Below are 19,673 nucleotides of genomic sequence, written 5' to 3'. Positions count from 1 at the left end.
TATATCTCGAATTGTCTCGCCATTTTCGGACATTAATAGCGCGCAATATTAAAAATCTAGGATTTCTCTAATAACGCTTTTTAGATCGCTATCGTCAGGACGTTTGGCAAACTGCTCGTGACTGTAAATCCAAACCAATCTGACTTTGCAAGCAGTTGCATTTACGAGATACATCAGTCTAATTTGCCCCGAAGCTCCTTTTGCGAACCGGAGTTCTAGCTTATGGAACGTCCATCCTTCAGGTAGCTGAATTGTTCCTGGCAGAGGTTCGGTACGGGAGTTATTCGGGTATTGGTTATCAGTTAAATCTTCTAAAGTCTTCGTAATAAGTTCAACAAAGCTATCCTTGTGAACTTTTGCAAGTTTTTGAAAGAGCGCTTGAAATTATCAGATGCTTCAATCGAGAAGAGAGTTGAGCCAGTCACGAACTTCTCCTTTCTCTATGCGATTTAAAGATTTTGCAGCAAAAGAATCCTTTAAAGCTTCAGACATCGCTGTTTTGTATGCTGGGTTTTCACGTTCTATTAGATCGAGCTTTTGGCAACCCAATGCCTTCATATCATCAAGGAGAATTGGCTCAGTTGAACTTGCGTCAGGTGGTAGACCTTTACGAGTTTTCTTCCAGGGAAATTCCCCATGAGTCATATCACTCAGCAAATAAGCGTGGTAGCCCCCGAAGTATTCCCAAACTTCTTCTAAAAGTTCTTTCTTGTCAGATGGGAGCTGTAACAAGGATTCTTTGCGAGGAATTGGTAGTTGTTGAGCCTCAAAATCGCTGTAGAATCCATAGGCACGAGGACAAACAGGCCCATAACGCCATGCCTGAATTTCTTCTTCAAATAATGGCTCATCGTATAGCGCCAAATGTAAGCTTTGAGCATAATACAGGAGCTTCTGAACCTTCATATTGGTCATTTCAGCTTCTAAACCATCCTCATAAGCCTTCATAATGAAGTAGCGAGCCACATTGAGACAGTCGATCATTGCTCAACCTTCAGTGTTAAATAAACGTTTCATGCTAGCAAAATTACAAAATAGTAGCCTGATAATTATTATATTATAAATAGTATGAAAATCGTACAAAAATGCTAAGCGATTTAGCAAGCTGCTTGTAGCTATCCTTGGGGGCTGTCTGCGATCGCAACTAAACAAGCACAAATAATTTGGCTGCGCTGTTAAGTCTCGAAAGTAGATCGGCACTTAGCTCCGGCTATGCAAGAGCAAAGTAAAATGTTGTGTTAGGCGATCGCTTGCTGCTCAATTCAACCTTTAGATTGCCAACTCATCTAGCTAACTGATGAGATAGTGACAGCTTAAGGCGATCGCTTGCCGCTCAATTCAACCGTTATGCTAAACCCATGGTTGATACGCTTCTGCAAACGCAAATCTCGATTCAAGGATTTTTCGTGCACAGGATTTACTTTTTTAAAAATCACTAGTAAAGTAAATATCGATTTACTTTACTAACAATTTTGTAAGTATGTCATCCTTTACTAAAAAGTCGGAACGGGCAGGACGATGGGTGCAGCAGGGCAACGGTGAAACTTCCTATGAAGCCTTTATTCCTGCGCCCCTCCCTCCTGTTCCAGCAATTAAGGTGGACTCAGTACTTCAACGACAGCTTGAAGCTGCTGGGTTAGCTCTGGGGCGACTTGATGGGATTGGGCGAATACTACCAGGACCAGAAGAACTTCTATACAGTTACATCCGAAAAGAAGCCGTATTGTCAAGTCAGATTGAGGGAACTCAGTCATCCATTGCTGATTTACTTCTTCATGAAAATCAGGCAGTACCGGGAGTTGTATTGGAAGATGTTCAAGAGGTTTCCAACTACATTGGTGCATTGAGCTATGGTATCGATCGCCTCTCAACACTGCCGCTCAGCTTGCGTCTAATTCGTGAGTCACATGAGCGGCTTGTCCGTGGTACTCGTGGCGATCTGAAAGCGCCCGGAGAGTTCAGATGTTCCCAGAATTGGATTGGGGGAAGTAAGCCGAGTGATGCCATGTTTGTGCCACCACCTCCGCATGAGTTGCCAGATGTACTTGGTGCGTTCGAGAAATTTCTCCATTCTGTGGAATATCCTGTCTTGCTCAAGGTTGGACTTGCACACGCACAATTTGAGACAATTCACCCCTTCCTTGATGGTAACGGTCGAGTAGGTCGTATGCTCATAGCGCTTATGCTTGTTGCTGAAGGGGTTCTGGAACGACCGTGGCTATATGTGAGCCTTTATTTTAAGAAGCACCGCGACAAGTATTACCGTCTTCTCCAAGAAGTAAGAACTCAAGGAAATTGGGAAGAGTGGCTTGTATTTTTTCTTGAAGGTGTTACAACTATTGCTAATCAAGCTACGGAGAAAATCCGCGCTCTAATGGCACTCTTTGAGCGAGATCGAAAAGTAGTAGAGCAGTCGAGGAGAGGATCGATCTACCAATCCGTTGCAGTGCAGTCAAACTTGACGATCTACGATTACTTAAAGAAAAGGATTGCCATCCGAATTCCCGAAACCGCAGAGGCTTGTGCAACAACCAAGCCAACTGTTAAACGTGCAATTGAAGATCTTCAGCAACTTGGTATCGTGACTGAGGCAACTGGTAAATCTAGAAACAAGGTATATATCTATAAAGAGTATCTTGATATCCTGAATCAGGATGATGACACATTTGAAGCGCAATAACAATTGAGCGAGTAGGTGAAGTTGATAAACAATCTTCCTGTCTTTGCCGTTAGATTGACAACTCATCTAGCTAACTGCCGAGATATGTACAGCTTAGGGCGATCGCAATATAACCGATCTCTACAACAGCCCTTATGGTAAGTTTATTGAAGGGAGCGAGCGATCGCATGTAACCGTTCGACCTCATTCAACAGGGGCGTGGAATTTTGGCGCTGTCCGTTAAATCCAGAGCGCGGTGGCAGGCGTTGATAACTTTTCTCCATGAAGCTACAGATCTGTATCTTATGAATCTGCGATTAAAGACTTTGCTGGCTAGCAGTATAGCAACTATGGGGCTGCTGATGGGGCTGTCAGTCGGTCTGTCTTATCTAGTTTTGCGACAGATCGCCCAGATAGAGACTACTACCATGAACCGTCGACTCGATCGCGCGATCGCATCTCTTCCCAATGACTTGGGCGTATTACCCGATACCAATCGCCCGTCACCTGGAGACCCCAGAAATCCTTCAGAAGAGGTAAGGGCAAATGTAGATGTGGCGATCGTTCTCGATCGCAATGGCAAGCCCGTTGCGCGCGATCTGAAGAATCCCTCGTTGAGGGCTGCGCAATTGCCTTCACCGTCTCTGCAAGCCCAACTTGCCAACTTACCGACACGATGGATTGGTCTTCCGACCGCAGATCCACTCGATCTTCCCAGAGACGTACAGGTGGGATTTTTGCAAACATCGGAGGGATTGCTCCTACTGGCAGAGCGTCCGTTGGAGCAGAGCAATGGCGAACCGCTGCGGTTGCTGGTGGGACAGTGGCTGCGACCTCATCGCCTGAAAATACTGGGGGAGCTTACCCTCTTGCGATTGCACCTCCTGAGCGTAGAAGCGCCTGAAGTGCCCGCCCAATTGAGAGATTCCCAGCTAGGCATCTTGCGAGCGATCGAGGACTATATCCCCAAGCAAGACCCACAACCGGAGATTGGATCGGGAAATCGTCCAAGAGATTTGCCGCCCATTGCCCCCAATCGACGCGACGATCTCCAACCGACTGCAGGCCGCGATCGGTTACGATCTCCCCAAATAAGCACATCGCAGGTAAAAGCCGAGAAAAAGTTATTCCCAAAAGAAGCAACTAAATTTCAGGTGGGATATATTCTGCTAAGAGATGTCAAAGGCGAACCGATCGCAGTTCTACAAGCTATCTCTCCCAAGCCTTTCGTTGCCCAGGGCGAAGAGGGCGTAAAAATCCTACTCATATTCCTGTGGGTGATAGTTCCGATCTTTGGGATAGCGCTCAATTTGCTGCTCGATCGCTGGGTACTGGCCAGGATTTCCAACTTGAGCCGCCAGGTGAGAGACGTGAAAGCAGACTTCAGTCACTCTACAGAGGTGTCTCTACCGGGTCGAGACGAACTTAGCGATCTGGCTGCTGAGATTAACGCTATGTTAGAGCAACAAGAGCGCTATCAAGAGAACTTGCATTTGGCAAAAGCAGAAATTGAGGAAGCAAATCAGGAACTGGAGCGCTTAGCCCGTACGGATGGCTTGACGCAGGTAATGAACCGTCGCTTCTTTCAGATTCACCTGGAGAAGATTTGGCAAACGGCTCTACAAAACTCTCAATCTTTATCCCTGCTTCTGTGCGATGTGGACTTCTTCAAACCTTACAACGATATCTACGGTCACCTGGCGGGCGATCTCTGCTTGCAGAAGGTAGCAAAAGCCATGTCTGCGGTTGTAGAGGACGAAGCAAACGCGATCGTCGCTCGCTATGGCGGAGAGGAATTTGCGGTGATTTTGCACAGCACTCCGGTAAGGGATGCTATTGCCGTAGCAGAGCAAATGCGAATATCTGTTTTACATCTCAATATTCCTCATTCCGGTTCTAAGGCTACCGATTACGTTACCCTCAGCATTGGGGTTTGCAGCTTGATTCCCCAGCCTCATCTGTCTCTGAGGGATTTAATTGCACGCGCAGACGAGCATCTTTACCAAGCAAAAAATGAAGGGAGAAATCGTATCGTTGCCGCTTTGCCTGCGATCGCTAATCCTCCAACGGATGCGGGAGCGAAGTTTGGAGTGCGTTAATATTTTTCTCTTTCCAGCCAGACAGAACCCTAGAATTATGCATAAACGTTTTATTGGAATTGTATTAGCGGTAATTGCCTTAGTTGTCGCACTGCACGGCATAAATTTTGACAGGTTGGGCTTCGTAAGTTTTGCTACGAGCACGCAGCAGGCGACGGGGAATCCTCAGACCTCAAAGCCTGTTCTCGTATCCCAAGTAAATGGAGTAGACCTGACGCGACTGCCATTAGGCGATGGCAAAATATCCAACAGTCCGAGGGCGGGATGGATTTGGCCTTGCCGCATCGATTCCACTGCTGGCGGGGCTTTTTTCAATGGATCGTGGATTAAAGCTGACGGCACCTACGATTTCACTGCCAAAGCAGTTGTCGATGGCGGAGTAACCTGGCCACATCGCTTTAAGATGTCGCTGCAAGGGAACAAGCGCATTTTTACCACCAACGACCTGCCGAACCATCCCACGGGTGTATATCCCATTGCCCAAACCGATGATGCATTCCTCTACGATCGCAATCCGAACAGAATTGCCATGCAGAACATGCAGGTGGAGTTGCCTGCCAATCCCCAACTGGCAGCCCAGCCTACTTGCACACCAGGAGCAGTTGGTATTCTGGAGACGGGTGTAGTTTTGTTCAACGCGCTCGACGCACCGGGTCGCGATGCCGTGGCGCACGAGGCGCAGGATGCCTGTCAGGGACACCCGCAAGAATCTGGCGTTTATCACTATCACAGCGCCACAACTTGTCTGCCCGATCGGACAACTAAGGACGGTCATTCCACGCTTATCGGCTACAGCTTGGACGGATTTGGGATTTACGGACGGCGCGGCGAAGGTGGCAGGATTCTAGCGAGTGCCGATCTGGATGCCTGTCACGGACATACGCACGCGATCGCTTGGAATGGAAAGCAGGTATCGATGTATCACTATCACGCCACTTGGGATTTTCCCTATACGGTGGGTTGCATGCGCGGCAAGTATAAGATGGGCGATGTGATGGTACTGAGCGGGCCGCCGCCCATGAGAGATAGACCAGGCTTTCCGCCTCAGAATTTTGGCAATCCGCCACCACGCTATCCACAAACCGGAGATAGACCGGGTTTCCCACCTCAGAATTTTGGCAATCCGCCACCGCCACCGCGCCATCCCGATCTGGCGATCGCGGCGAGGAAACTGGGCATTAGCGAACGACAATTACGAGAAGCACTCGGCCCACCACCTCCCAACCTGGGCGCAGCAGCAAGTCGACTCGGCATCAGCGAACGCATGTTGCGCGATGCTTTGGGCGTTCCGTAGGGCGGTCGATCGCGGCGATAAGTTTGCCGACTATCGCCAACTAGATTCTTTGCAGGAATACGTATTAATTAGTCAGGATCGCGTCAACGTTGAAGTTTTTCGTCGCAGCGAGTCGGGGCAATGGGTGCTTTATCCCTATGGAGAAGGGGAGGAAGTATATTTGTCCAGCGTAGATTATCGATGCGCGATCGCGGATTTATATGAAGATGTCTCTTTTGATGCTCTTGAGAGCATGAATGGCGATTGTGCTGAAAACTAGGAGTAGAAATCAATTAAAGGAGTAGTTTTATGCTTTATTAGTTACATGCTATGGCAGTTCGACAACCTCGATATAGTAAAGAAGAGTTTGCCAGACGCGGCGATGCGATCTATGAGTCGCAAGTGCGTCCGCAAGTCGAGGAAGGAAATTATGGCAAGATTGTAGCGATCGACATTGAAACTGGAGCCTTCGAGCTTGCAGATGAGATTTTAACAGCAACCGATCGATTATTCCAGAGGCTCCCAGATGCTCAACCCTGGATCGTTCGTATTGGGCATCGAGCCGTTCATCGCTTTGGTGGGATGAGTTTGCTCTATGGTTACGATCTGCAAATTCGGGCTGTGGAAGGTGGTAGGGTTAGAATAGAAGCCATAAATAGCGATCGCACCTCATAGCGTCTGAATTGAGACGGAGGGGCGATCGCATAGATTAAAATGCAAATGTATAAAAGATCTTTGCGCTGAGACTAGCTAGGGTCAAAGCGATCGAGGTTCATCACCTTGTCCCACGCCGCCACAAAGTCATGCACAAATCTCGGTTGCGAGTCCGCACATCCATAGACTTCGGCAAGGGCGCGTAGCTGCGAGTTCGATCCAAAGATGAGATCGACACGGGTACCCGTCCACTTGAGTTCGCCCGTTTTGCGATCGCGCCCCTCAAACACATCTTGAGCTTCAGAAGTCGCCTTCCACGTCGTGCCAAAGTCAAGCAGGTTCACGAAGAAGTCATTGGTCAATGACTCTGGCCGCTTGGTGAAGACACCGTGCTGGCTCTGACCGAAGTTAGCATTCAGGACGCGCATGCCACCAACGAGAACCGTCATTTCAGGGGCGGTCAGCGTTAGCAGTTGCGAGCGATCCACCAGCAACTCCTCCGCAGATAGGGTGAGGCCACCTTTGAGGTAATTGCGGAACGCGTCTGCCTTGGGTTCGAGGACGGCAAAGGATTGCACGTCCGTTTGCTCCTGCGACGCATCCGTACGTCCGGGCTTGAAAGGAACCTTGACATCGTGTCCGGCGTTCTTCGCCGCTTGCTCGACACCTGCACATCCACCCAGAACGATCGTGTCAGCGAGGGAGACTTGTTTCCCTCCAGACTGGGAGCTGTTGAACTCCCGTTGGATTGCCTCCAGCGTCTGCAACACCGTTGCCAGTTGGGCTGGCTGGTTGACTTCCCAATCCTTCTGCGGCGCAAGCCGAATGCGCGCCCCGTTCGCCCCACCGCGCATGTCGGAGCCACGGAACGTTGACGCTGAAGCCCAAGCCGTCGAGACCAGTTGGGAGATAGACAGCCCCGCAGCAAGGATCTTGCCCTTAAGGGCGGCGATATCCTGCTCGTCGATCGCTGCATGGGCGACTGAAGGGACGGGATCTTGCCACAGGAACTCTTCTGCGGGAACCTCCGGGCCGATATAGCGCGATCGCGGCCCCATGTCGCGATGCGTCAGCTTGAACCAGGCCTTGGCGAACGCCACTTCAAGCTCCTCTGGGCGATCGAGGAAGCGCCTTGCAATCGGCTCGTACGTGGGATCCATCTTCATAGCCATGTCCGCCGTGGTCATGATAGGAGCATGTCGCTTGGATGGATCGTGCGCGTCGGGCACCGTATCCGCACCTGCACCTCCTTTAGGAGTCCACTGATGCGCGCCAGCAGGGCTTTTCACCAGTTCCCACTCATAGCCGAACAGGTTTTCGAGGTAGTTGTTGTCCCATTTCACCGGGTTGGTGGTCCATGCGCCCTCGATACCGCTAGTGATTGTATGCACGCCTTTGCCGCTGCCAAAGCTGCTCTTCCAGCCGAGACCTTGCTCTTCAATGCTGGCACCTTCAGGTTCGGGTCCGACCAACGCGGCATCACCGGCACCGTGGCATTTGCCGAAGGTGTGTCCGCCGACAACGAGCGCCACTGTCTCCTCATCGTTCATCGCCATCCGCCCGAACGTTTCGCGAATATCTCGCCCCGATGCGAACGGGTCGGGATTGCCGTTTGGTCCTTGCGGGTTCACGTAGATTAGACCCATTTGCACCGCGCCCAGAGGATTTTCCAGCTCGCGATCGCCAGTGTAACGCTTGTCGCCCAGCCATTCGGCCTCAGAACCCCAGTAAATGTCTTCTTCAGGCTCCCAAATGTCTGCGCGCCCGCCCGCGAAACCGAGCGTTTTGAATCCCATTGACTCCAGGGCGCAGTTGCCAGCAAGGATCATCAGGTCAGCCCAAGAGATTTTCTCGCCGTATTTCTGCTTGATCGGCCAAAGCAGGATGCGTGCTTTGTCGAGGTTGGCGTTGTCGGGCCAACTGTTGATCGGCGCAAACCGCTGGTTGCCGGTGCCGCCGCCGCCGCGACCGTCGCCGATGCGGTACGTACCTGCACTGTGCCAAGCCATTCGAATGAAGAGCGGCCCGTAGTGACCGTAGTCGGCTGGCCACCAGTCCTGAGATGCAGTCATCAATTCGAAGATGTCTGCTTTCAGGGCAGCATAGTCGAGACTCTTGAACGCCTTAGCGTAGTCGAACGCCTCACCCATGGGATTGGACTTGGGTGAGTGCTGGTGGAGGATGTTCAGGTTCAACTGATTCGGCCACCAGTCTCGGTTCGACGTGCCACTACCAGCCGTGAATTTCTGAACTCCGCCCATAAATGGACATCTGCTTTCGCTGCTCATAGTATCTCCTATCGAGTGTCGTGGTGTGGATTTGTTGATGTACTTCAGGTACTGCAAACGAATAGCACATAAAATGCGGAAAACAAACTGGGTCAAAAGGCACTTAAATAGGCACTCAAATACTTACACTGCACGAGTTTCAAGCAATCTCAAGCCCATCTCTGGAATCCTTATTGGATAAGGGTTCCACGATTTCCGATAAGGTCTAATGATTTAGGTATTTGTATTGGCACCTGGTGTTTAGTACTCAATCAATAATACTTAAGAATAATTCCGATTTAGGTATTACTCAATAAGTAGAATTACTTATTCTTTAGAAGAAATTCTAGATCGTTTTACTTCTGAAATAGGAATGGTATACTTATGTGAACTGATAAGAAGAAATATTCCGATCCCAAAATACTGGGGTGCTGTAGATCGGCAATGCGATCGGCATTATTCTTGGGTCAAAGAAACTGTCCAGAGATTGGGCATAGAGTAGTATAGAGAAAAGTCTATGGAACGAGTAATAGCAGATCGAACGGACTCAATTATCCAAACCTTGAAAGCTCGTGGTTTGCGAGTCACCCCCCAACGTTTTGCAGTCTATGCCAATTTAATGCATCGTGCCGATCATCCAACTGTCGAGCAGCTCTTTCACGATCTGAATCAGAATGCCCCCATTTCATCGCAATCGACGATTTATAGTTCGCTGCAGGCACTTTGTGAAGTTGGGTTGGTGCGAGAGGTACTGTTGGATGAAGGGGTGTGTCGGTATGATGCCAATGTTGCTCCCCACCATCATTTTCGTTGTCAGTGTTGCGGTAAGATTGAAGACATTCTCTGGAATGAATTACCGGACATCGACATGAATCATCTTCGGTCTAGATTCCAGGTATCTGGTTATGAGGTAACCCTCTATGGGCTGTGTGAGAAGTGTCGCGATCGTTGATGCATCCATTGGGGTCTACTGCGTTCTATAGATGGAAGTCATGCTAAATGTATCTATTACCAATGTTAAGTGAAGATCCCCCCTAACCCCCCTTTTTAAGGGGGGAACTACTTAAAGTCCCCCTTTTTAAAGGGGATTTAGGGAGATCTGAATCCGTAGTATAGCTTTAGAGAATTAGTATTAGAAGTTCCGCCATTAAAAAAAGCCCGCCTTGGCGGACTTGTGTGAGAGGAAAGATAGAACTGACAGCAACTATTCTTTAGAAAGAGAACACGGTACGGATCGTACCAACCGTAATCGTGCCATTTGCACTATTGTTATTGGGATTAAAGATGAACTGCAAATCAGGAGTGATGTGGATGTTGTCCGATACCGGAATCTTGTAGAACAACTCCAAATTAGTTTGGGTGCTGTTTCCCACGTTGCCTTCGATAAAGGGCTGACCTACAGCGATCGCTGCCAATGCCCCCTCCTTAAACAGATCTGGGAAAGCGAAACCTGCCGACCATGTTGAAGGATTCAGATTGGAACCTCTAAAGGAAGCATTGACGTAGGTGGGGAGAGCATCGGCGATGGCGTTACCGCGATTGCTAATGCTGCCGAAACCATAGCGACCGAAAATACCAAATCCTTTCGCGATCGCCCACTCCAGGTTAACACCGCCAATGCTGTATTCCAGATTGTTGACGGAAGCACCTGTATACTGCAAGCGCAATGCAAATGGCCCTGGTTTGTCTCCGTCCTTAGGTGAAAACTCTAGCTCCACAGTGCCTTGATAAGGATCGCCAAACAAACCGCGATTGATATCGTTATCAGCAGCGGCAAACTCGCCATTTGCAGCAACGTAGGCAGCGCGTAGGGTAATCGGGCCACTGCCAAAGTTCCAGCTAATAACTGCACCTGCACCACCATTAACAGGTAGAATCAACGGGTTGTTGATGAACATGCCGCTGGAAAAATCGCTAGCTTCATCGTTGGCAAAGCTATTATGATCGACGTAGTCGTTGAGCGAAATTACTGGCCCCACAGCGACTGTGATATCCTTACCGATGGGAAATTCATAGACTAGCTTACCCAAAGAAAAGTTGGTGCCAGCACCGCTGTAGTCCAGCGCCGAACTATTGGCAAAACCAGTAAAGCCAGTAAGACGATCCGGTTGGTCGAGGAAGTTAGCGGCATTACTACCGTTATTACCAGCTTCTAAACGAGTTATGAGCATGTCTTCGCCCGTAAAGCTGGTATTGAAGTTGAGTCGGACTCTGGCGATCGCAGTTGTATTCGCATTCCCAGGCTGCTCGGATAGCACGGGGCGACCTGCCAGATCGAGGGCGGGCTGTCTGAGCAACGTGTCGCCGGAACCACTACCAGAGAAGGAGATAATCGCTTGTCCCTCTAGCTTGGTCGTGGTGGAAAACTGCTGTGCCTCCAGGGTAGCAGTTTTGGATTCGAGCGTATCGACTCGACCCTTGAGAGCTGCCAGTTCCGCTGCAAATTCTTCCTGGAGCTTTTGGATGGCAGCCAGGTCTTCTTTGCTGGCTTTGTCTGCTAAACCAGCGGTGAGAATTTCGTTAATCTTATCCAAGCAAGCATTTAAGCCTGCGGCAAACTCAAACCGAGTGAGGGAACGCTGACCTCGAAAGGTGCGATCGGGATAACCAGCAATGCAACCATAGCGTTCTACCAGAGACTGGAGCGCCGTAAATGCCCAGTCTGTAGGCTTGACATCAGACAGTTGGGAAACCGAGGTTACGTTCTGCGCCGTGGGAGATGCGGGCGTAACCGCCTCTTGGGCGTACTGCTGCATTTCAGGAGAAATTGCCGATGGTTCTGCCATTACGGACGGTGCCATAATGCCTAAACCGCTAAATGCTAAAACTCCCGCCAACGATAGATAAAACTTAGACATAAAACTCCTCACTAAACAAAATTTCTACTGAATTTTATATAGAACTCACCTATAGCCGCGGACAGATTGGTTATTACAGGGGAGGCTTCCACCCCTGCACTCTGTCCTGAACCTATTGGCTATAGCTATAAGTCCTAATCAAAACCTGTTAACCAGGTAAGCTATACAAAAAGTGATAATAATAATCATTCTTACCATATAAGGAGTTGCTTTGCCAGCCTCATTAACTCTTTTTATTAACTGATGTTACGCGGAATCCTTATCTCCTTTAACCTGCACGTACCCTTTATACATAAGGGTCGCAGGGGCGTAGCCCCCGCTCTGGTTTTGTCCCCCTCTCCCTCAGGGAGAGGGGCTAGGGGTGAGGGTTTCAGGATCTTCCGCGTAAGGTGAGTTATTAACATTTAGGAATCAAAAGAGGTCAGGACGATCGCTCTTCTCTTGTCATACGAAATAATTCCATTCTGTTCTAATTGTTTGAGATTTCTCGTAACTGTGACTCGAGTTGTATTAATTAGTTCGGCAATCTCCTGGTGCGTGAGGCTCAGGTTAATCAATCTGCCTTGTGGCACATTGGTTCCGAACTTCTCAGATAGCCAGCACAACAGTAATCGAAGCCGAAGATGGATCGGATCGCAGTGCAGGATATGTAATAATTCTTCCGCCTGTTGGATATGCGCAAATATGGCATCAAACGCCCGATCCCACAAACTAGACGGTAAAACGCTCACCGTTACGCTAGTCAGGCATTCTGCCTCATAGGGATTGATACTCGATAGCGGTTCGCCAATGATATCTCCCTTACTCCACAAGCCCAGCGTACTTTGCTTGCCGTCATCATTCCATGTCAACGTCCGCACGATGCCAAATTCGATCTGCCACAACACATTTGGCGGCAGCGGCATATGCTCGCCTCGCCCAAAAGTGTGCTGCATTAGACTGGATGGCAATTTTGATGCGGTATTGATGTCGTTATTGGTCAGACATTGCGATCGTCTTAGTTTTTCGTATTTGTATTCCACGAGATCGAGCATGTACGTACTACCTTTATTTGATTAATTCAGGAAAATCCAGATTCAGAAAGATGAGTTGCAGATCGTGCGAGCATGTATACCTACGTGCCTCCATTTGAAGCGGAGGAAGCACGCTGGGGGCGTAAAAATTTAAACTTCTTACGCTGGAATCTAGAAGGTATAGTAAGTTGCATTATTTACGAAAATACTGCTATCTATTTGCTAGTTATTTGCAATAGGCATATGGTATCAGATCGCAGCACTATTTGAGTACTAAATATTTAATTTTTAAAAAATTGCCCTCAACCTGGACTGAGGGCAATTTTTCCTGTATTTGCTCGCTGACTTATGGCGGTTTTCAGATCGTAAAGAGTAGGGGGTTTGGGGGCAACGCCCCCAAGAAGGGGTGGAACCCCTTCACCCCAAAAATAAAACCCGTTCTCAACTGAAAAGCGCTATAACGTGAGGGCAGATCGGTAAGCGAACTGACGTTTACTTAGGTGTAGCCTTTGTACCTGTAACCTCGTTAGCTGGAGCCCTCAGATTATCTGATAAAGATTTAACGTGGAAACCGCGAAATTTGTCCATCTGACTGACACGCCACATGGCGATCGGGTAGGTAACTGCGATCGCGGTAAAAAGACCCATGAAAGCAAATACGATTTTGTGCATCTTTCGAGCAGGTAGTGGTTGCAACGAGCTAACTGGTGCCTGCTCGATATTGTTAATTGGCAATTCTTGTTTCATAGCTTGGTTTCAATATTTAAAAGAACTTCAGAGCCTGTTTGAGAAGTTGCTAATGCTTCGCACTCGCCCTCAAAATCCCCCAATTTTGGGGGACTTTGAGCTTCATTCCCCACAATTGGGGTTAGAGGGGCTAATGCAAAGATTTAAGAGACTTTTCCAACACCCTCTCAAATTAAAGGCATGTAGGGAAATAGCGGATGCCAGGACATGGCTGTGGCTGCTGCAATTAGAGCAAACATCCAAAAGAAGATGGTTCTAGATTTAACCTGCTTGTGTTTGAGTAAGGAGTACAAAATCGGCCAACTGAGCAACCAACCAATCAGAAGCATGGTTTCTTTGCCCGCATAACTACCAATGTTGCCCCACATTTGGTCTGGGTTGGTGGCTCCAGGAATCCAGCTACCCAGTTGCAGCAGAAATGCCTCGCGTGCTTTGGATGTATCTGAAAGATGATGCGCCACCATCATGGTAAAACAACCAATTGCTGCCGCGATCGAAGCCGCCGCCGCTGGCCCTGAGACCTCAGGCGATCGCTCCGAACCCGCCGCCAAACCTTGAGGAAAGCGCTTTAACATCGCCCATGCTTTGCCATAGATCGGTTCATCGTCTAGGTGGCGACGAGGTATTTTGTAGGTTGTCTCATCATCGCGACTGCGACCTATTCGTCTAGTCATATTCATTTCACTCCTAAATTACAAAGCATGGATCTTGGCAACGCCCAAGCCGCTCACCATACCGCCGATCGCAAAGAACATCATCAACATCAAGCCAATGCAGGTTGCCGTCAGTACGGGACGATTTTGCTTGTCTAGAATCGCATCGCCATACTTCCACAGCACCCAGGTACAGGCAATACCCAAAGGCAACGTGAATAAAACCGTGAATTCGTGATATTCCATCAAGACGTACTGGGTCAAAGGCGAATTTTCCTTTAACCAGGCTCTAGCACCACCATTATCTAAACTGGCACGGTAGCGCATGTAGGCGAGATTGCCTGTCGCGATCGCCAGAAACGACAGCACGCTCGACCAAAAACTCAACGTCCGCATCTGAGGCAAAATTTTGGCGGCTCCGCGTAGGAGCGGAAACGCGAGATGCCCAGCATACACCATTACTACCATTGCCAACAGCGAGCCAACACCATGCAGAGTCCCCATCCAGCGCTGCCAAGGACTGGGATGCAATAAATTGACAAAGGGTAATAGTAGAAATAAACCAGCGGATAGAATACTTAAGCCATAAACTGCAACCTGCGCTGCATCTAATTGACGGGGGAAGTCGTAAGTCTGAATTTCAGAACTTTTAGTTGCTCCTGTCATGTTTTACACTTACCTCCTGTTTCATTGACAAAATAGCTATAGCCAGCAGTCTTAGGACGGGGTGCAGGGATAGAACCCCTGCGTGGGAGGGACATCCCGACACCCCCTGGACTAAAAAGATCTGTCCACAGCTATACTTAACTGCTTTTTGGGAATATCCTTGCCAAAAAGCACCAACATTTCTAAAAAGGACGAACAGTGAAGCGAATATTGTTTCCTTCATGTCTGAGTCTTAACTTTTCTATAAATAACTTCTTCAATCCCGAGCAAGCAGCTACAAGGCTAAACTTGCTACCTCGTAGCACCTTTACTCTTATTGAGAATAATTATTTATACTATAAAAGTACATGTGTTAACTTAAATCGCTAAAAATTTGCAATTTAGTTACTTAATAACCCTTCGCGACCTTGTAGTGGGGTGTGGGGGCTGGCGACCATGCGATGGTTCCACGCCTGCACGCTGAATCTTGCTAGATTCGGTAGCAATTATTTTTAATTCGCTCGATCGCTAACCGCAAAAATATGAAAGAATAATGAAAGTGAAAGAATAATGAAAAACTCTTTTACATATATCCCCACCAGATCGGGTGACAGTACAGCTTATATGCAGGTGTATCGGACGGGCAATCAAAGGAGCGATCGGCAACTACGGCTAGGGCGAGTCGGACAAGCCGTGGTGGGTTTGTTGCTGGTAACTTGTACGATCGCTTGTAACTCTCCAAGCACAACACCTGGCGATCGCACTGGTACTGGTACTAACAGTCCAACCTCCCAGGCCAAACGTAAAAAGATAGTTCTGACCACGTTTACGGTGATTGCCGATATGGCTCGTAATGTTGCTGGCGATGCGGCGGTGGTGGAGTCCTTGACCAAGATTGGGTCTGAGATTCACGGTTACGAGCCGACCCCTAGCGATTTAATCCGCGCCCAAACAGCCGACCTGATTCTCGACAATGGCATGGGCTTAGAACGCTGGGCGGAAAAGTTTTACCAGGGATTAAATAACGTTCCCCACGTCACGATTAGCGAAGGGATTACGCCAATCAATATTTCTGAAGATGCCTACGCTGGCAAACCCAATCCCCATGCCTGGATGTCACCAAAGCTGGCATTAATCTATGTGGAGAATATCCGTAAAGCCCTCGTGCAATTAGATCCCGAAAATGCTTCTACATATAATGCCAATGCCAAAAGATATAGCCAGGAAATTCAAGCCATAGATCGCCAACTTAAGACGGAGATCGAGACAATTGGACGCGATCGCCGTTTTATCGTCACCTGTGAAGGAGCTTTTTCCTATCTGGCTAAAGACTATGGCTTAACGGAGGTATATCTATGGGCGGTGAACTCGGAACGGCAAGCCACACCCAGACAGGTACAAAAAGTTATAGATGTGGTGCGACAGAACAAAATTCCCGTAGTGTTCTGCGAAAGTACGGTCAGCGCCGATGCCCAGAAGCAGGTGGCAGCAGAAGCTGGGACAAAGTTTGGTGGTGTGTTTTATGTTGATTCCCTCTCCGACTCAGGTGGGTCGGTGCCCACATATTTGACCCTCATGCGATACAACGTGGAGACGCTTGTGAGGGGATTGCAGTGATGGGAGTTAGGGATGATGTCGAGGATATCGGGGATATCGGAGGTATCGGAGGTATCGGAGGGGTTAAGCATTTGCACAGAATACCTGGGTTTGATACTGAAGATTATCGGGCAAATGCTTAATCCTTACGTGGATTTGATGTTGTTATTTGGAGGTTGGATTGATTTATGACCGTACCGAGTATTCAAGTCGAGAATGTGACAGTTTCCTATAGCGGGAAAGTAGCGCTGCATGGGGCGAATCTGCAATTGTCGGCGGGTTCGATCTGTGGTTTGGTGGGCATGAATGGCAGCGGGAAATCAACGCTGTTCAAGGCGATTATGGGGTTTGTGAAACCGAAAACTGGCCGAGTCCTGATTCACGGTCTACCTACGGCACGAGTGCAAAAAGAGAACCTGGTAGCATATATTCCGCAATCAGAAGATGTGGATTGGAATTTCCCTGTCAGCGTTGAGGATGTGGTGATGATGGGGCGCTATGGATATATGAATATGTTGCGGATTCCCAGCCGTCGCGATCGCCAGATTGTCCTGGATAGCCTAGATCGCACTCACATGCGCGAATTTAAAGATAGACAGATCGGCGAACTGTCAGGCGGGCAGAAAAAGCGGGCTTTCCTCGCGCGGGTTCTGGCACAGCAAGGGGAAGTAATTTTATTAGACGAGCCATTTTCTGGGGTGGATATCAAAACGGAAAAAGCGATCGTGCAGCTTTTAGTGGAGTTGCGCGATGCAGGCAAAACGATTTTAATTTCGACCCACGACCTGGCTTCGATCGCTACGTTCTGTGATCGGGCGATTTTGGTCAATCGTACCATCCTTGCCTACGGTCCCACTTCTGAGGTGTTCACGGAGGAAAATCTCTCGCGGACATTTGGAATTACAGTGCCAAACCCTTCTATAGCCGGATAATTTATGGATATCATCCAAGCAATTTGGCATTGGTTTGTCGATCCCTTGCAGTATGGGTTTATGGTGAGGGCGATTTTAGTCAGCGCTCTGGTGGGCATGGTATGTGCCGTGCTCTCTTGCTATATGACCCTCAAGGGTTGGGCTTTGATGGGAGATGCGGTTTCCCATGCGGTCTTGCCGGGTGTAGTGCTTGCCTACATTCTCAACATTCCTATTGCGATCGGTGCTTTTATCTTTGGATTGGGAGCTGTCATCTCAATTGGATTTATTAAAGATAGAACTCGCATCAAGGAAGATACGGTTATCGGTCTGGTATTTACTGGCTTCTTTGCCTTCGGTCTGGTACTGGTGTCTAAGACTACTGCTGCTGTCGATCTATCCCATATTCTGTTTGGTAATGTTTTAGGGATCTCCGATTGGAGCATTATCCAGACAGGCATTATCGGTGCGATTACGATGTCGGTAATGTTCGTAAAGCGCAAAGACTTACTGCTGTTTTGTTTCGACCCAACCCACGCTCGTTCCATTGGTATTAATACCACCGCGCTCTACTACACGCTTTTATCCTTACTGGCGCTCACGATTGTGGCAGCGCAGCAAACCGTGGGAATTATCCTGGTAATTGCCATGTTGGTAACGCCAGGGGCAACGGGTTATATGCTCAGCGATCGCTTCGATCGCATGACGTGGTTGGCGATCGCGAGTAGCGTCTTCTCTAGCGTGATGGGCACGTACGTCAGCCGTTATCTGGATGCTTCGACCGGAGGATGCATCGTAGTCGTGCAAACTCTGCTATTTCTCGTCGCGATGATTTTCGCACCCAAACACGGTCTGATCGCAAAATTCAGGCACTCTGAGGCTTGAGCAAACCCGCCAGACTCTGCACGCTGTAAGTATTGGACTCAATCTGAGATGGCGGAGTGGCAAAGGCGCGATCGCGCTCTAACCATATGCCCTGTATGCCAGCAGCTACAGCACCCTGGCGATCTTCTTTATAGCTATCACCGATGTGCCATGCCTGTGCCGCCGTGCAATAGTGCTTGCTGAGACCAGCTTGAAAGATGACCGGATCTGGCTTAGCTGCTCCCACCTCTGTGGAAATCGTGATGGAGTCAAAGAAGTGCGAGAGTTGCAGTGCTTCCAGAACGGGATAAAGTCGGCTGTCAAAATTCGAGATTACGCCTAGCTCGATCCCCATGCTCTGCCAATTTTGTAAAGCTAGGGGGACATCATCGTACACAAACCAGGCATCGGCCAGTTCAAAGTAGTCGTATAAAGGTCGAAAAAACTGGGCAAAATCATCAAATTGTTCGATCGCGCCCGCCAGGCTAAACGTTTGCGCGGCGATCGCTTTCCACCACTGATACTCGCTTGCGGGGATATCAGAGCGATCTACACCTGGGAAAGCCATCCTGGGTGCAGACTGGAAACTCTGCCGAAATGCCCGATCGATCGCATCAGCCGCTACTGATACCCCGGCTTCCCGGGCAAAGCGACTGTAAATCTGCCCCACGCCCCCACGCACGCCAAACAGAGTACCGACCGCATCGAGAAAAATGACTTTAGGATGCTCAGTAGTTGCTAACAGGAGTTCTACCACAGGGCTGGTACGCTCAAGGTCGTAGTTGTAAATGTATAGATATCGTTCCGGCAAAAATTGATATTGCAGTCTTCAATGCTACTGCCATTAGCAAACACGGCTTTGATATCGCGATAACAGTCTCGGCGTTGCTTGGCAATCTGTACCTGCCGCTCTTCACCATTAGTCATATCCGCGCTCAAAATATTCGACCCCCAGGTAAGGGAATTACCTGGAGCCACTTGCAGCGATTTCAGTCCGACTCCAGAGCTATTTACAACCAGGATCTCTAAGCCCCCCGATCGCTCTTTTGCCAGATCGCTCTTTTGGGTAATATTTTGGGCGATGGCAGCATGAGCATTACTCAAAATTGGTATTGCTGTTGCGATCGCTAGCAAGGTAGCTAAACTAATGTGAGGATATTTGCGCACAACTTAACCTGCTTCAAAATTAACTAAACTTGGGCAATATCTAATGTTTATATAGCAAAAATTGCTTGCGGCATAAGCCTCTAAAAAAGCTGCCGGCTGAAAGCTGACCGCTAAAAGCCAAATGCTATACCAATTGTTGCAGTTTTTGCCGACATACAGATAAACTCTACCTGTACTGGTAGGCATAAGCAGACATTGTCTGTTTATATTGCCCATTTGCGATCGCTCTGGCAGCTTCTAGAGATATCCGATTTGAGGTACGCGTCG

General features: G+C 48.7%; 17 protein-coding genes and 2 pseudogenes. 9 read left to right on the top strand and 10 right to left on the bottom strand.

Annotation, left to right across the window (positions count from 1 at the left end; all coding sequences use genetic code 11):
- Positions 1 to 48: 48 nt before the first annotated feature.
- A pseudogene (locus PSE6802_RS35785) lies at positions 49 to 425 on the bottom strand (hypothetical protein).
- The gene (locus PSE6802_RS0108940; RefSeq protein ID WP_019499713.1) at positions 397 to 984 is read right to left on the bottom strand and encodes a Panacea domain-containing protein; all 588 of its coding nucleotides are present in this window, start codon (positions 982 to 984) and stop codon (positions 397 to 399) included. The pseudogene PSE6802_RS35785 and the gene PSE6802_RS0108940 overlap by 29 nt, the downstream one beginning before the upstream one ends.
- Positions 985 to 1,480: 496 nt before the next feature.
- Here PSE6802_RS0108940 and PSE6802_RS0108935 point away from each other — a divergent pair, with 496 nt between their 5' ends.
- From PSE6802_RS0108935 to PSE6802_RS28300, 5 genes and pseudogenes are all read left to right on the top strand, one after another.
- Entirely contained in the window at positions 1,481 to 2,680 is a 1,200-nt protein-coding gene (locus tag PSE6802_RS0108935) for a Fic family protein (RefSeq protein ID WP_019499712.1), read from the top strand.
- A 284-nt stretch (positions 2,681 to 2,964) separates the two neighbouring features.
- Entirely contained in the window at positions 2,965 to 4,758 is a 1,794-nt protein-coding gene (locus tag PSE6802_RS30905) for a sensor domain-containing diguanylate cyclase (protein WP_019499711.1), read from the top strand.
- A gap of 37 nt (positions 4,759 to 4,795) precedes the next feature.
- Positions 4,796 to 6,052 (top strand): YHYH protein, encoded by a 1,257-nt coding sequence (locus PSE6802_RS30900; protein ID WP_019499710.1) that lies wholly within the window; start codon positions 4,796 to 4,798, stop codon positions 6,050 to 6,052.
- Positions 6,033 to 6,311 (top strand): Uma2 family endonuclease, encoded by a 279-nt coding sequence (locus PSE6802_RS28305; RefSeq protein ID WP_019499709.1) that lies wholly within the window; start codon positions 6,033 to 6,035, stop codon positions 6,309 to 6,311. Before PSE6802_RS30900 ends, PSE6802_RS28305 begins: the two co-directional genes overlap by 20 nt.
- Positions 6,312 to 6,361: 50 nt before the next feature.
- Positions 6,362 to 6,622 (top strand): annotated as a pseudogene (locus tag PSE6802_RS28300) (hypothetical protein); the annotation flags it as partial.
- Positions 6,623 to 6,777: 155 nt separating this feature from the next.
- Here the strand turns inward: PSE6802_RS28300 and katG are convergent.
- A complete protein-coding gene (gene katG / locus PSE6802_RS0108910; protein WP_026103180.1) occupies positions 6,778 to 8,973 on the bottom strand; it encodes a catalase/peroxidase HPI in 2,196 nt (731 codons plus the stop codon).
- Positions 8,974 to 9,469: 496 nt separating this feature from the next.
- Between katG and PSE6802_RS0108905 the strand changes: the two genes are divergently transcribed.
- Positions 9,470 to 9,904 (top strand): Fur family transcriptional regulator, encoded by a 435-nt coding sequence (locus PSE6802_RS0108905; protein WP_019499706.1) that lies wholly within the window; start codon positions 9,470 to 9,472, stop codon positions 9,902 to 9,904.
- A 259-nt stretch (positions 9,905 to 10,163) separates the two neighbouring features.
- On the opposite strand, the gene PSE6802_RS0108900 is transcribed toward PSE6802_RS0108905, so the two are convergent.
- The 5 genes from PSE6802_RS0108900 to PSE6802_RS0108875 form a co-directional block, all read right to left on the bottom strand.
- Complete coding sequence (locus PSE6802_RS0108900; RefSeq protein ID WP_019499705.1) at positions 10,164 to 11,810, bottom strand: iron uptake porin; 1,647 nt, start codon at positions 11,808 to 11,810, stop codon at positions 10,164 to 10,166.
- A gap of 404 nt (positions 11,811 to 12,214) precedes the next feature.
- Positions 12,215 to 12,844, bottom strand: a complete 630-nt coding sequence (locus tag PSE6802_RS0108895; protein WP_019499704.1) for a Crp/Fnr family transcriptional regulator — start codon at positions 12,842 to 12,844, stop codon at positions 12,215 to 12,217.
- Between the two features lie 471 nt (positions 12,845 to 13,315).
- A complete protein-coding gene (locus PSE6802_RS0108885; RefSeq protein WP_019499702.1) occupies positions 13,316 to 13,570 on the bottom strand; it encodes a hypothetical protein in 255 nt (84 codons plus the stop codon).
- Between the two features lie 167 nt (positions 13,571 to 13,737).
- A complete protein-coding gene (locus tag PSE6802_RS0108880; RefSeq protein ID WP_412973440.1) occupies positions 13,738 to 14,145 on the bottom strand; it encodes a hypothetical protein in 408 nt (135 codons plus the stop codon).
- A gap of 117 nt (positions 14,146 to 14,262) precedes the next feature.
- Positions 14,263 to 14,889, bottom strand: a complete 627-nt coding sequence (locus PSE6802_RS0108875) for a hypothetical protein (RefSeq protein ID WP_019499700.1) — start codon at positions 14,887 to 14,889, stop codon at positions 14,263 to 14,265.
- Between the two features lie 549 nt (positions 14,890 to 15,438).
- Between PSE6802_RS0108875 and PSE6802_RS28295 the strand changes: the two genes are divergently transcribed.
- The 3 genes from PSE6802_RS28295 to PSE6802_RS0108855 all read left to right on the top strand — a co-directional run bounded on the left by PSE6802_RS28295 (position 15,439) and on the right by PSE6802_RS0108855 (position 18,260).
- Positions 15,439 to 16,485, top strand: a complete 1,047-nt coding sequence (locus PSE6802_RS28295; RefSeq protein WP_019499699.1) for a metal ABC transporter substrate-binding protein — start codon at positions 15,439 to 15,441, stop codon at positions 16,483 to 16,485.
- Positions 16,486 to 16,652: 167 nt separating this feature from the next.
- Complete coding sequence (locus PSE6802_RS0108860) at positions 16,653 to 17,396, top strand: metal ABC transporter ATP-binding protein (protein WP_019499697.1); 744 nt, start codon at positions 16,653 to 16,655, stop codon at positions 17,394 to 17,396.
- A 3-nt stretch (positions 17,397 to 17,399) separates the two neighbouring features.
- Positions 17,400 to 18,260 (top strand): metal ABC transporter permease, encoded by an 861-nt coding sequence (locus PSE6802_RS0108855; RefSeq protein WP_019499696.1) that lies wholly within the window; start codon positions 17,400 to 17,402, stop codon positions 18,258 to 18,260.
- Here the strand turns inward: PSE6802_RS0108855 and PSE6802_RS28290 are convergent.
- Both PSE6802_RS28290 and PSE6802_RS0108845 read right to left on the bottom strand, forming a co-directional pair.
- On the bottom strand, positions 18,241 to 18,996 hold the full coding sequence (locus PSE6802_RS28290) for an HAD-IA family hydrolase (RefSeq protein WP_019499695.1): 756 nt from the start codon (positions 18,994 to 18,996) through the stop codon (positions 18,241 to 18,243). The genes PSE6802_RS0108855 and PSE6802_RS28290 overlap by 20 nt on opposite strands.
- Complete coding sequence (locus PSE6802_RS0108845) at positions 18,990 to 19,406, bottom strand: hypothetical protein (RefSeq protein WP_019499694.1); 417 nt, start codon at positions 19,404 to 19,406, stop codon at positions 18,990 to 18,992. Before PSE6802_RS0108845 ends, PSE6802_RS28290 begins: the two co-directional genes overlap by 7 nt.
- Between the last annotated feature and the right edge of the window lie 267 nt (positions 19,407 to 19,673).

Source organism: Pseudanabaena sp. PCC 6802 (assembly GCF_000332175.1).
GTDB lineage: Bacteria > Cyanobacteriota > Cyanobacteriia > Pseudanabaenales > Pseudanabaenaceae > PCC-6802.
This window is presented reverse-complemented; position numbering and strand designations above follow the sequence as displayed.

Bases quoted from the DNA above. Each gene is read 5' to 3' on its own strand.
- PSE6802_RS0108940 (WP_019499713.1), bottom strand. From the start codon at position 984: ATGATCGACTGTCTCAATGTGGCTCGCTACTTCATTATGAAGGCTTAT.
- PSE6802_RS0108935 (WP_019499712.1), top strand. From the start codon at position 1,481: ATGTCATCCTTTACTAAAAAGTCGGAACGGGCAGGACGATGGGTGCAG.
- PSE6802_RS30905 (WP_019499711.1), top strand. From the start codon at position 2,965: ATGAATCTGCGATTAAAGACTTTGCTGGCTAGCAGTATAGCAACTATG.
- PSE6802_RS30900 (WP_019499710.1), top strand. From the start codon at position 4,796: ATGCATAAACGTTTTATTGGAATTGTATTAGCGGTAATTGCCTTAGTT.
- PSE6802_RS28305 (WP_019499709.1), top strand. From the start codon at position 6,033: ATGCTTTGGGCGTTCCGTAGGGCGGTCGATCGCGGCGATAAGTTTGCC.
- katG (WP_026103180.1), bottom strand. From the start codon at position 8,973: ATGAGCAGCGAAAGCAGATGTCCATTTATGGGCGGAGTTCAGAAATTC.
- PSE6802_RS0108905 (WP_019499706.1), top strand. From the start codon at position 9,470: ATGGAACGAGTAATAGCAGATCGAACGGACTCAATTATCCAAACCTTG.
- PSE6802_RS0108900 (WP_019499705.1), bottom strand. From the start codon at position 11,810: ATGTCTAAGTTTTATCTATCGTTGGCGGGAGTTTTAGCATTTAGCGGT.
- PSE6802_RS0108895 (WP_019499704.1), bottom strand. From the start codon at position 12,844: ATGCTCGATCTCGTGGAATACAAATACGAAAAACTAAGACGATCGCAA.
- PSE6802_RS0108885 (WP_019499702.1), bottom strand. From the start codon at position 13,570: ATGAAACAAGAATTGCCAATTAACAATATCGAGCAGGCACCAGTTAGC.
- PSE6802_RS0108880 (WP_412973440.1), bottom strand. From the start codon at position 14,145: ATGTTAAAGCGCTTTCCTCAAGGTTTGGCGGCGGGTTCGGAGCGATCG.
- PSE6802_RS0108875 (WP_019499700.1), bottom strand. From the start codon at position 14,889: ATGACAGGAGCAACTAAAAGTTCTGAAATTCAGACTTACGACTTCCCC.
- PSE6802_RS28295 (WP_019499699.1), top strand. From the start codon at position 15,439: ATGAAAAACTCTTTTACATATATCCCCACCAGATCGGGTGACAGTACA.
- PSE6802_RS0108860 (WP_019499697.1), top strand. From the start codon at position 16,653: ATGACCGTACCGAGTATTCAAGTCGAGAATGTGACAGTTTCCTATAGC.
- PSE6802_RS0108855 (WP_019499696.1), top strand. From the start codon at position 17,400: ATGGATATCATCCAAGCAATTTGGCATTGGTTTGTCGATCCCTTGCAG.